The sequence below is a fragment of the Clostridioides sp. ZZV14-6345 genome, from assembly GCF_020657775.1.
GTDB lineage: Bacteria > Bacillota > Clostridia > Peptostreptococcales > Peptostreptococcaceae > Clostridioides > Clostridioides difficile_D.
In genome coordinates this window covers 28,502-41,710 of record NZ_JAGWCX010000015.1, presented here as the reverse complement: position 1 = coordinate 41,710, position 13,209 = coordinate 28,502, and the positions used below count along the sequence as shown (strand labels likewise).

Sequence of the window (13,209 nt, the reverse complement as noted above, 5' to 3'; positions counted from 1 at the left end):
AAAAAAAATTTAAATATATAATTATTATTTACTAAAAAATTATAATTTATAGTTGAATTAAGAAAACGCTTATGATACTATAAAATTAACAAATTTGAATATATAACAGTAGACGTGTTACTGGTAATGCAGGCAAGATCGAATCAATTTTTATAGATTATCTATAGAGTACTATGGGTATAATCTATTTATTTGGTTCGATTTTTTTGTTTAAATGGCCATAAAACAAAAAGCCGATAATTGAAAATGGAGGATTTTTTATGGATTATAAAAATATAGCTCAAGAAATTCTACTAAATGTAGGAGGAAAAGAGAATATAAATGAAGTGACTCATTGTATGACAAGACTTAGATTTAAAGTCAAAAGTGCTTCTAAAGTGAATAAAGATAAGTTATCTAAAACTGAAGGAGTAATAACTGTTGTTGAGAGTATGGGTCAAATACAAGTTGTAATTGGCAATAAAGTAAAAAAAGTATATGATGAGGTTATAAAAATTGTACCTCAATCAAATGATGCAGGTAAGAAAAATGAAAATGAAGAAAAACAAGGTATAATGAATTCTATATTATCAGCAGTAGCTGGTATATTTACACCTACAATACCTGCTATAGCAGGAGTTGGTATGATTAAAGGTATTTTATCAGTTCTTGCTATGTATTATATGAATAAAAATGGAGTAGATATAAAAGAAACTCAAAGCTATATTATTTTAAATGCTATGGCTGATTCTATATTCTATTTTATGCCTATTATACTAGGATATACTGCGGCGAAAGTATTTAATGCAAATAAAATAATATCTATGGTATTAGGGGCTACACTTTGTTATCCAACTTTTACTGCTTTGATGGCAGGTGAAGAGGCTGTTAGATTTTTAGGTTTGTCAGTAACAAAAGCTATGTATACATCATCTGTTATTCCAATAATTATTGCCATATGGGCTCTTTCATATGTTGAAAAAGTATTAGAAAAGTATATACCTGAAGTAATTAAAATAATAATGGTTCCAACTTTATCATTGGTTATAATGTTACCTGCAACATTATTTTTATTTGGACCAATTGGAATCTATATAGGAAATGCCATAAACTTTTCTTATAAGTATATTTATGAACTAAGCCCAGCATTGTGTGGAGCATTTGTAGGTGGGTTATGGTGTGTGTTGGTTATATTTGGTGCACATAGAGCATTGTTACCAATAGGTATAAGTGATGTTGCTCAAACAGGAAGACAAAATTTATTGGCATTTGCAGGAGCTGCAAACTTTTCACAAGCAGGAGCTGCACTAGGAGTGTTCTTTAAAACTAAAAATCAAGGATTAAAAACAATTTCTATGTCTGCAACTATAACAGCTTTATTTGGTATAACTGAACCTGCAATATATGGTGCCAATCTTAGATTAAAAAAACCTATGGTATGTGCTGTAATATGTGGTGCAGTTGGAGGTGCCATAATGGGAATGGGTGGAGCTTATGGTAACGCATTTGCAAACCAAGGTGTTTTAACTATACCTGTATATGCTGAAGCAGGTGCATTAGGTTTCTTAAGTTATCTAGGTGGTTGTGCTATAGCGTTTTTTGGTTCAGCTATTTCAACTTATCTAGTTGGGTTTGAAGATTTAGAAGAATCTTCTAATAAAGAAAATTCATCTATAAAAGTAGAAACGAAAGATGGTGTTATTGATATAACTTCGCCTGTAGAAGGAGAATGTATAGAATTATCAGAAGTAAAGGATGATGTGTTTGCATCAAAAGCTATGGGAGAAGGCATAGCTGTATTACCTACAAAAGGTGTAATAACAGCTCCTACTGATTGTGAAGTAGTTTCTTTATTTCCAACATTACATGCAATAGGATTAAAATTAGATAATAGAGCAGAAATGTTAATACATGTTGGAATTAACACAGTGGAGTTAAATGGTAAATACTTTACAAAACATGTTAATCAAGGGGATTTAGTGAAGAAAGGTGATAAACTTATATCTTTTGATATAGATAAAATAAAAAAAGCTGGTTACGATGTAACTACACCAGTTATAGTAAACAATACCTTTGATTTTGGACAAGTAGTTTCTTGTAAATCTAGTTATGTTTCAACAAATGATAATATAATTTCATTAGTATTAGCTAGTAATTAAGCTAATTTGACTAGAGATAATTAAGTTAATAATTAAATATATCTAAAAGTAAGTTTATTGAAATGAATTAACAAAGAAAATAGTTAATACAGAGTGAACTTATTGAAATAAATCAACAAAGAAAATAGTTAATATAAAGTGAACTTATTGAAATAAATCAACAAAGAAAATAGTTAATATAAAGTGAACTTATTGAAATGAATCAACAAAGAAAATAATCAATATAAAAAGGAGAAATATTTATGAATACAGGATTTCCAAAAGATTTTTTATGGGGAGCATCATCTTCTGCATTTCAAGTGGAAGGGGCTTGGGATGACGATAATAAAGGAAAAACCGTAGCTGACTACAATTCTTTTAAAAAGTCTCATTTACAAGCAGATACTAAAGTTGCATCAGACTTTTACCATAACTATGAAGAAGATATTGAATTGATGAAAGAATTAGGGATGAAAACTTATCGTTTTTCAATTTCATGGGCAAGAATAATTCCAGATGGTGAAGGAGAAATAAATCAAAAAGGTATAGATTTTTATAATAAGATAATAGATAAACTAATAGAGTGCGATATTGAGCCATTCGTAACTTTATATCACTTTGACCTTCCATTTACACTAGTAGAGAAATATAATGGTTGGGAAAGTCGAGCGACTGTTTATGCTTTTGAAAGATTTGCTAAAATATGCTTTAAGCATTTTGGAGATAGAGTAAAGTATTGGCAACCTCATAATGAACAGAATTTAATTGTAAGAGTAGAAGAGAGAATTAATATATATGATGAAACAGATTCATGGAAGATAGATAAAATGCGTGCTCAGATGGATTATAATCTTTGTTTGGCACATGCATTAGCAGTCAATGCATGCCATGAGATGATAGAAGGAAGTAAAATTGGAGCAGCAGTATCATCATCTGTAACATATCCTCTTACTTCTAAACCAGAAGATGTATATGCAGCTAGAATGAATGATAATTTTAAAGTGTACTATATGCTTGATATGCATCATTATGGAGAATATCCAGGGTATTACATGAACTATCTTGAAAAAAGAAATATAGTTCCTCATATGGAAGAGGGGGATAAAGAAATACTTAAAAAGTCTAAAATGGATTTTATAGCTGTAAACTACTATAGAACAAATTGTGCAGAAGCTTTACCTGAGGACTTACAACATCCATTTGGGTTAAGAGAAGGAACTGTTGATTTTAGTATGTATGGATTATTTAAAATGTCAATGAATCCTAACCTAGAGGCTTCTGAGTATGGAGCAGCAATAGACCCATCAGGTCTTAGATTTGCCTTAAATGAATATTGGCAAAGATATCACTTACCTGTTATAATAACAGAAAATGGGCTTGGAGCTAAAGATACATTAGAAGATGGAAAAATTCATGATGACTATCGTATAGATTATTTAAGAAGTCATATAAATGCATGTAAACTAGCTATTGAAGATGGTGTAGAGATGATTGGATATTGTCCATGGTCATTTACAGACCTTTTAAGTTCTTCTCAAGGTTTTAATAAACGTTATGGACTCGTTTATATAAATAGAACTGACCATGAAGTTTTAGATTTAAAAAGAATCAAGAAAGATAGTTTTTACTGGTACAAAGAAGTTATAGAGAACAATAAAATAGTAAAATAAACATAAATATATATTGAGGGTTTTAGTATGTACATTACAAAGGTATTAAATAATTCGTTGCTACTTGCAAAGGATGATAATGATGAAGAAATAATATTGATGGGGAAAGGGATTGGTCATAATTATAAAGCTGGTTCTGAGTTAAATAAAAAAGATATAGAAAAAACTTTTGTTCTTCATGATGAAAATATAAAAAAGAGTATTATACAACTAGCATCAGAAATAGATGCAGAATACTTTGGTATAGCTCAAATGATAATTGCATATGGAATAGAAAAATATAACTTAAAACTTATGAACCATATATATTTAGCCTTAACTGACCACATCGCCTTTGCAGTGAGACGCTTTAAAGAAGGTATAATGATTGAAAACCACTATTTGTTTGAAATCAAGGAGTTTAATCCAAAAGAATATGATATAGGAAAATATGCAATTACTGTTTTTAAGGAGGTTCTTGGTTTAGACCTACCAGAAGAAGAGATTGGTAATATAGCAGGCCATTTTATAAATGCACAACAAGATAATCCTTATAGTGATAGAAATAAGAGAAGTGCTAAAATTGTAAATGCTATTTTGCAAATAGTTCATTATCACTTTTCTATTGTATATAATAAAGAATCATTTTATTATAGGAGATTTGTAATGCATCTAAAGGCCTTTTCACAAAGATTTCTGGCTAACAAATCATCAAAAGAAAAGATAGATTTTATATATGAGCAAGTTCAAAAAAATTGTAAGGAAGAATATGAATGTGTGAAAAAGGTAAGGGCTTATATATATAAGGAATACTCTAGAGAATTACCAAGACAAGAAGAGTTATATTTGATGATTCATATTCATAAGATTTTAGGAGAATTAGATGAAAATAGTTAGAGTATCTCAATATGTTAGTAATATTATAAAAAATAAGAAGCAATTCAGTAAAGTTGAATAAAAGAATTACTTTAAGAGATAGTGACTAGTCACTATCTCTTAATTTTTATATAAAAATATATAAAATAAATAGTTTATAAAATATATCTAACAAAATTTCTGAAATAATTTGTATGAGAAGATGATTAAGTATTGAGATTTAAAAATATTTTGTAGTCAAATACAGCTTTTAAATAAAATATTTGAAAATAAGAATATTTAAATAAAAAAAATAATATTATATATAGTTGACAAAAAGTGGAAATTAATATATTATATAAATATAGAAATAGTAATCATTACTATTATTAAAAAGGAGGAATTAATTATGAACTTAAAAGGAACTAAAACAGAAAAGAATCTAATGGCAGGATTTGCAGGAGAGTCAGAAGCAAGAAATAAATATACATACTATGCTTCAAAAGCTAAAAAAGAAGGTTATAATCAAATAGCTGCTATATTTGAAGAGACTGCTAACAATGAAAAGGAACATGCTAAATTATGGTTTAAACTTTTACATGATGGTATGCCTTCAACAGAGGAAAATTTAAAAGATGCAGCAGCAGGTGAAAACTATGAATGGACTGACATGTATGCAAAATTTGCTAAAGAAGCTAGAGAAGAAGGATTTGACAAAATAGCTTATTTATTTGAAGCTGTTGGAAAAATAGAGAAAGAGCATGAAGAAAGATACTTAAAACTTTTAGAAAACTTAAATGAAGGAAAAATATTTAAAAGAGATGAAGAAGTTGTTTGGCAATGCCAAAACTGTGGACATGTGTATGTAGGTACTGAAGCACCAGAAAAATGCCCAGTATGTGACCATCCAAAAGCATACTTTAATATAAAAGCTGAAAACTATTAAAAATTATTATAATTAAAAGGAATGTTAACTATGAAATTTTCTAAACAAAGAGAACTGATTTTAAATGAAATATTAAATAATCCGGTTCATCCTACTGCGGATTACCTATATGAAAACTTAAAAAAAGATAATCCAAATTTAAGCTTAGGAACTGTGTATAGAAATTTAGCTCAGTTAACGGAACATGGCTTTATAAGGAAGGTTAGTATTCCAGGAAATCCAGATAGATTTGATGGTAGAATGGATAATCACTATCATATCATATGTGAAGTATGTGGAGAGGTATACGATTTAGAATCTGAAGTTCTGAATAATTTAAAAGAGTCAATAGCAGAGGAAACAGACATAAAAATAACATCTTATAACATAAGTTTTAAAGGGATTTGTAATAATTGTAGAAAGTGTAATCAAGTAGGTTAGTTTTCAAATTCTAAAAATAATTAATGAGGTGAGTTTATGTGTAGTGAACAAAAATTTTTTATATGTGAGACTTGTGGAAACCTTGTAGGAATGATACAAAATGGCGGTGTACCTATTTTCTGTTGTGGAAAACCTATGAAGGAACTTGTTCCTAATACAACAGATGCAGCAGTTGAAAAGCATGTACCTGTAATTGAAGTAGAGGGAAATAATGTTACTGTTAAAATAAGTAGTGTTGCTCATCCAATGACTAAAGAACATCACATAGCATGGGTGTATCTTATGACTGAACAAGGTGGTCAACGTAAATGTCTAGCAGTAGATGGAGAACCTGTAGTTAAGTTTGCTTTGAATGATGATGAGAAAGTTATTTCTGCATATGCTTACTGTAATTTACATGGATTATGGAAGGCTGAACTGTAATATTTGAATAAAGTGAGTCAAAAAGGAGGCTATAAACGTATTTTCATACAAATAGCCTCCTATAAATTTATATAAATTCAAGTTTTAATTTTATTTAATGTCAATATAACATGAGGAGAAAATAATATGTCAATTTATAAATGTAGTGTTTGTGGATATATTTATGATGAATCTAAGAATGATAAAACATGGGACGAATTAAGTGAAGACTGGGAGTGTCCTGTATGTACAAAAGGTCGTAGTTATTTTGGAAAGATAAGTACTGTTTACTATGAAGAAGATGAAAAGGAAATAGAAGATATAGTTGAAGATGAATCTAAATTAAATAGTGAAAAAGCGGGAGATTTAAATTACTTAAGTACATATTTAAGAAGAGATGATGAAGTTGAAAAACATATGGATATAATTCATGAAATGGCTGTTACAGGAAAATCTATAATAGAACCTATGAGAACTAAACTACCAGTAATTTCTTGGGATGATATTTTGCTTATGGGTGCTCAATTAAATCCAATGCCTCTAAATGAACATGATGAAGTAAATACAACAACAATAATAGGTAAAAAAGCAAAAAAACCTATGATTATAGAAAATCCAGTTTATATTTCTCACATGTCATTTGGAGCTTTATCTAAAGAATTAAAGATAGCTTTAGCAAAGGGTGCAGCTAAAAATAAGACAGCTATGTGTAGTGGTGAAGGTGGTATATTACCAGAAGAGAAGGAAGCTTCATACAAGTATATTTTTGAATACGTGCCAAATAAGTACAGTGTCACTGAAGAAAATCTTAAAAATTCTGATGCTATAGAGATAAAAATTGGTCAAGGTACAAAACCTGGTATGGGAGGTCACCTTCCTGGTGAAAAAGTGACTGAAGAAATAGCAAAGATAAGAAATAAGCCTGTAGGTCAAGATGTAATAAGCCCATCTTGTTTTGAAGAAATACAATCCAAAGAAGATTTAAAGAAACTTGTAGATGAACTTAGAGATATTTCAGAAGGGCGTCCAATAGGTGTTAAAATTTCAGCAGGTCATATTGAAAAAGATATGGAATTTATAGCTTATGCTAAACCTGATTTTGTGACTATTGATGGTCGTGGTGGAGCTACTGGAGCAAGCCCAAAATTGCTTAAAGATGCAACTTCAATCCCAACAATATTTGCTCTTTACCGTGCTAGAAAATATATAGATACACATGGATTAGATATAGATTTAGTTATAACAGGTGGACTTCGTATATCTACTGATTTTGCTAAAGCAATAGCTATGGGAGCTGATGCAGTTGCCATTGCAAGTTCTGCTCTTATGGCAGCAGCGTGTCAACAATATCGTATATGTGGTTCTGGTAAGTGCCCTGTAGGAGTAGCTACTCAAGATGAGGAATTGAGAAAAAGATTACATATAGAAAATAGTGCTGATAGAGTGGCAAACTTTTTAAATGTAAGTTTAGAAGAGCTTAAGACTTTTGCTAGAATATCTGGTCATAAAGATGTACATGATTTAAGTGTTGGTGATTTATATACAGTTAATTCTGAAATATCAAATTATACAAATATACAACATGTATAGGTTGAAGTTTGGAACTATTAGCTTGTAGATAGTTATAAAAGTAAATAAGAAATATATTTCATAAAAGGGAGTGTCTCAAAATGAACTTTTTAGTTCATGAGATACTCTTTTTTGTATGAAGTCAAACATATTTTCATCATTTTAGCAATGAAAAAGAGGCTTATCTCTCTATTTTGAGACAGACCACTTTTATTATGAAAATTAAAGATATTAAAAGGTTTGAGTTGAAGGTTAAAAAGATATTTTCTATAGAAAGTATCTTTTTTATTATATTTATTTTAAAATAAAGCTATGTATTTTTATATGAAATATTGTAAAAAAATTTATTTTTAATAAGAATATATTTTCATTAATAAACAATTTTATCATGTATTAATAATGATAGAATAAATGTAAATAAATTAAAGTTATTTATATTCATCTATCCCTTTTTTTAAATTACATTGATTATTTTTTTCAGACTCAATAATTCCAATGAATATGATAATATAGGAGATTTTATGTAATGTAATTATTATTATATTATTATTAAGTAATAATTATAATATAATAAAAGATATTTTGTGTAAAATTTAACACTAAAAAAGAAATTTCATGAAATTAAAAAACGAAAAAGATTTGAAAACAAGATTAAAATAAAATAAATATGTAAAAAATATTTAACATATAGGTGAAAATCAGATATAAATGTAAATTTATTGGAAAAATATGGTTGAATTTAATGAACAAAAATGTTATTGTTTTATCAATAAAGTGTTAAAATATAAACTTTTAATATCATTTCTAGGGAGGATGATTTCATGCAAAAAAATGTAAAGAAAGCAAAAGTAACAGGCTCTATTTTAGCTATTTTTGGAGTTGCAAGCGTTCTTTTTAGTTCACATGCAGGAGGAGGGTTTGCTACAGGGAATCAAGAAACTCAGTACTATGTGCAGTATGGATGGACAGCACCACTTATGGCAATTTTAGCAATGATTATACTTACTGCTACCATGAGAGAAGTTATCATAATGTATAATAATAATGATTGTAGGAATTATAAGGATTTATTTTGTGAGCTTTGGAGTCCATATCCAAAACTTGAAATAATATGGGAAATATATTATTATCTGATGGTTTTAATAGCTGTAAGTGCTGTTATAGCAGGTGCAGCAGCAGTGTTTCAAAGTATAGGGGTAAATTACTTTATAGCTGTATTTATCATTGGAATTGTACTTCTTGTCTTTACTATATTTGGAGCTATGCTTGTATCTAAAGCAGCTACAGCAATGACAATAGCTATTCTAGTATGTACTCTTACTATTTTTATAGTTGGTATAAAAGCTAAAGTACCAGAAATAACTGAAATATTATCAAATAGAACGAGTTTCACACCTGGCTATATCAAGCCAATACTTAATACCTTCATTTATGCAGGTTTTCAATCGGTTGTTATACCTACACTTGCAGGATGTTCAAGACCACTTCTTAAGAATTCAAAAGAAGCTACTAAGGCAATGGTACTTTCATTTGTTATGAATGCAATTGCACTAGGGCTTGCTGTAACTATGTTAATGGGATGGTATAGAGAAATTATTGCTGCTGGGCAAACAACACTTCCTACTATGTATGTTGCAGGTCAATCTGGAAATCATACTATATACATAATTTATAATGTTGCGTTATTCCTTTGCTTAATGTCTACAGGAGTAACTACTATATTTGGTCTTGTAAATAGATTTGAAGACCATAAAGCACTTTCTTTCCTTTCTTCAAAAATGAAAAGAAGGGTATTTACAGCTTGTGCAATAATGGTAGTGTCAATGCTTATATCTCTTACAGGATTAAGTAATATAGTTAAATACGGATATGGATATTGTGGTTATTTGGGTCTATTCACTATAGTAATTCCTTTCCTTACATTAGGTCATTATAAGAATAAGAAGTTCGCAAAGGAACATCCAGAAGTTAAATGGCCAGCCGAATTAAACGAAAATATTGAAAATTTATAATAGTAATATCGAAAAATTAAAATTATTATCTGATGAAGATATAAGGCCGATTTGTTATAGATTATTGGAATGGATGCAAGATTATAACTGGCCTGTTGCAAAAGAAATTTTACCTGTTTTAGCTCTACATCAAGAGTTAATTACTCCATTAATAATAGATGTTCTTGCAGAAGAAGATGATGATTGGAAATATTGGATAATTTCATGTCTTTTGCCACTGTTTGTAGATAAAAACCTTGAACCTATAGTTCTATTTGTTAAGATAATCGCTGAAAATCCAACTAAATGGGAATGTGAAGCAGAAGTAGATGAAATAGCAAAAGCTGTAATCATAAAGGTTACAGCTTTTTTATGCAATATAAAATAGTATTATAATAAAGAAAAAGTTGATACCTGCTTTCTGTATATTATAGTGTTTATATACTATTGGCATTTTAATTAGTTTATAGATTACAATTCTATAATTCTTCTAGTAATTTTAGATTCTATAGCTGTCTCTATTTCACTCAACATTCGTTCATTTTTAGGGTCAATAAAAGCACATGTATAGCCTTCTTCACCAGCCCTACCAGTTCTACCAATACGATGGATATAGTCTTCTGGTGTTTCTGGCAAATCGTAATTATATATATGACTTACTCCAGATATATCAAGACCACGAGAAGCTACATCTGTAGCTATTAAGTATTGTATATCTAAATTTCTAAATGATTTCATTATTCTTTCTCGTTTTGATTGAGCAATATCACTATGAAGTTTTTGACAATTGTATCCTCTTATAGCAAGAGCCTCTTCGAGATTATCAACTCTTCTTTTAGTCCTACAAAATATTATTGCCATAAAAGGATTATCTTCATCTAGAACCTTACATAAGGCATCCAATTTTTTTCTATCTGTAGTTTCCACTACTTCTTGTTTTATATTGTTAAGAGTAATTTCTTCTTTTTGGATAGAAACTACAACAGGATTTTTTGTATATCTATAAGCCAATTTTTTTACTTGAGAATTCATAGTTGCAGAAAAACATAGTGTTTGCTTTTTATTTGAAGTTTCTTTTAAAATAGCCTCAACTTCATTTTTGAATCCCATAAGTAACATTTGGTCCGCTTCATCTAAAACAAAAGTTTTTAACTTGCTAAGGTCAATAGTTTTTCTATTTAGATGGTCTAAAAGTCTACCTGGTGTAGCTATAATCATATGAATATTTCCTTTTAGTTTATTTATTTGAGAACCAATATCCTTTCCTCCATAGGCTGCTAGAATACTTACATCTTTATATTCTTTAAGTTTCATAGCTTCTTCTGTTATTTGTATAGCTAGCTCTCTTGTAGGAGAAAGTATAAGTACTTGTATATCATTTATATCTAATGATATATTTTCAAATATCGGAAGTAAAAAAGCAAGTGTTTTTCCTGTTCCAGTTTGAGCTTCTGCTATGATATCTTTTCCTTCTTTTATCAATTGAATACTTTCTTTTTGTATAGGTGTAGGTGTTGTTATTCCTGATTTTCTTAGAATATTTATTGTATTTTCACTAATCCCTAAGTTCTTAAAATCCATTATTATCTTACCTTTCATGAAAAATTTTCTTTTTTATTAATCAATTAATAATATCATATTTGTAAGTATTTTTAGTAATTTTTTTGATTATTATTTATATTGTTTAGAAATATATGCAGATACTTTAAAATGGAATGTAGCTTAAATTAAATTTTAGTAGGAATTTTAGAGGTTTATTTTTAAAGGTTTTTTGAAAATAAATCTATTTAAAAATTAAATTAAAATGCAAGAAAAACATAATAACTTTCATTTTTAAGAAGTTTTCACAAAAAAGAAAAAATATAGTGCAATAAATGATACAAAGTAATATAATAGATTACAAGATATGAAAAGTCAAAAAAATAAATTGCAAATGAAATTAAAATGAATAAAAAATAAAAAAATAATCATAAGTTAGAGATGTCAATGAAAAATAAGACCTAATGTTTTTAAAATTAAAAGTATACTAAGGGGGGCATTAATATGTGCATTATATCAAAAGATAGAGCAAAGGAAATAAAAATAGTAGATACTACTTTAAGAGATGGAGAGCAAACAGCTGGGGTTGTATTTGCAAATAGAGAAAAAATAATGATTGCTGAAATGTTAAGTGACCTAGGTGTTGACCAAATTGAAGTTGGTATACCTACTATGGGTGGAGATGAAAAAAATGTAATAAAGCACATATGTAGTAGAAATTTAAAATCAGATATAATGGCTTGGAATAGAGCAGTAATAAAAGATGTTGAAGAATCTATTTCTTGTGGTGTTGATGCAGTAGCTATATCAATATCAGTATCTGACATTCATATAGAAAATAAATTGAGAACTTCTAGAGGTTGGGTTTTAGAAAACATGGCCAAAACAGTTGAATTTGCAAAGAAAAATGGACTATATGTTTCAGTAAATGGAGAAGATGCTTCAAGAGCAGATATAGACTTCTTAACTGAATTTATAAATGTTGGAAAACAAGCAGGGGCAGATAGATTTAGATACTGTGATACAGTAGGAGTTATGAATCCTTTTTCTACAAAGAATGCAATAGAAACTCTTCATGAAAGAACTAATTTTGACATAGAAATGCATACACATAATGACTTTGGGATGGCAACTGCAAATGCACTTGCAGGAATAGCAGCAGGAGCAAATTATGTTGGTGTTACAGTAAATGGATTAGGAGAAAGAGCAGGAAATGCAGCATTAGAAGAGGTTTTAATGGCACTTAAGTGCGTCTATAAATGTGATTTAAATAATATAGATACTAGAAAATTTAGAGGAATATGTGAGTATGTAGCACAGGCATCAGGAAGAATTCTTCCTACATGGAAAGCAGTAGTTGGGGATAATATGTTTATACATGAATCTGGTATACATGCAGATGGAGCTTTAAAAGACCCACATAACTATGAACCATTTGACCCAAGTGAAGTAAATCTTGAAAGAAAAATAGTAATAGGTAAACATTCAGGAAGAGCTGCAGTTATAAACAAATTGAGTGAATATGAAATGTATATTTCTCCAGAAAACGCTACCAAACTATTAAATGCTATAAGAGCTACATCTATAAGATTAAAAAGAAGTTTGATGGATAAAGAGATTCTTCAATTATATTGTGATATACTAGCACATGAAAAAGGTACAACAGAAGAAGAAGCAGTTAGAGGTTCATATATTTAAGATATAATTGTTTAGGAGGAAAG

At 29.0% G+C, this 13,209-nt stretch carries 11 protein-coding genes; 10 read left to right on the top strand and 1 reads right to left on the bottom strand.

The window, feature by feature from the left end; translation table 11 throughout:
* Window positions 1-260: 260 nt before the first annotated feature.
* The 9 genes from KGF39_RS05850 (at window position 261) to KGF39_RS05810 (ending at window position 10,337) form a co-directional block, all read left to right on the top strand.
* Window positions 261-2,138: a beta-glucoside-specific PTS transporter subunit IIABC gene (locus KGF39_RS05850; protein ID WP_227821553.1), complete on the top strand. Its 1,878-nt coding sequence runs from the start codon at window positions 261-263 to the stop codon at window positions 2,136-2,138.
* 242 nt (window positions 2,139-2,380) lie between these two features.
* Entirely contained in the window at window positions 2,381-3,787 is a 1,407-nt protein-coding gene (locus KGF39_RS05845) for a glycoside hydrolase family 1 protein (RefSeq protein WP_227821552.1), read from the top strand.
* Window positions 3,788-3,814: 27 nt separating this feature from the next.
* The gene (locus KGF39_RS05840) at window positions 3,815-4,663 is read left to right on the top strand and encodes a PRD domain-containing protein (protein WP_227821551.1); all 849 of its coding nucleotides are present in this window, start codon (window positions 3,815-3,817) and stop codon (window positions 4,661-4,663) included.
* Window positions 4,664-5,030: 367 nt separating this feature from the next.
* Window positions 5,031-5,567, top strand: coding sequence for a rubrerythrin (gene rbr / locus KGF39_RS05835; RefSeq protein WP_074437961.1), 537 nt, complete (start codon window positions 5,031-5,033; stop codon window positions 5,565-5,567).
* Window positions 5,568-5,597: 30 nt separating this feature from the next.
* Window positions 5,598-5,987 carry a Fur family transcriptional regulator gene (locus KGF39_RS05830; RefSeq protein WP_054272784.1) on the top strand — a complete coding sequence of 130 codons (390 nt, stop codon included), beginning with the start codon at window positions 5,598-5,600 and terminating at the stop codon, window positions 5,985-5,987.
* A gap of 36 nt (window positions 5,988-6,023) precedes the next feature.
* Entirely contained in the window at window positions 6,024-6,410 is a 387-nt protein-coding gene (locus tag KGF39_RS05825; RefSeq protein WP_227821550.1) for a desulfoferrodoxin family protein, read from the top strand.
* Between the two features lie 126 nt (window positions 6,411-6,536).
* Window positions 6,537-7,979 (top strand): glutamate synthase-related protein, encoded by a 1,443-nt coding sequence (locus KGF39_RS05820; RefSeq protein WP_227821549.1) that lies wholly within the window; start codon window positions 6,537-6,539, stop codon window positions 7,977-7,979.
* A gap of 800 nt (window positions 7,980-8,779) precedes the next feature.
* Window positions 8,780-9,970, top strand: coding sequence for a hypothetical protein (locus KGF39_RS05815; RefSeq protein ID WP_227821548.1), 1,191 nt, complete (start codon window positions 8,780-8,782; stop codon window positions 9,968-9,970).
* Window positions 9,957-10,337: a DUF5071 domain-containing protein gene (locus KGF39_RS05810; protein WP_227821547.1), complete on the top strand. Its 381-nt coding sequence runs from the start codon at window positions 9,957-9,959 to the stop codon at window positions 10,335-10,337. The genes KGF39_RS05815 and KGF39_RS05810 overlap by 14 nt, the downstream gene beginning before the upstream one ends.
* A gap of 83 nt (window positions 10,338-10,420) precedes the next feature.
* Here KGF39_RS05810 and KGF39_RS05805 read toward each other — a convergent pair whose 3' ends face one another.
* A complete protein-coding gene (locus KGF39_RS05805) occupies window positions 10,421-11,548 on the bottom strand; it encodes a DEAD/DEAH box helicase (RefSeq protein ID WP_227821546.1) in 1,128 nt (375 codons plus the stop codon).
* A gap of 444 nt (window positions 11,549-11,992) precedes the next feature.
* Here KGF39_RS05805 and nifV point away from each other — a divergent pair, with 444 nt between their 5' ends.
* On the top strand, window positions 11,993-13,186 hold the full coding sequence (gene nifV, locus KGF39_RS05800) for a homocitrate synthase (protein WP_227821545.1): 1,194 nt from the start codon (window positions 11,993-11,995) through the stop codon (window positions 13,184-13,186).
* Window positions 13,187-13,209: the final 23 nt, after the last annotated feature.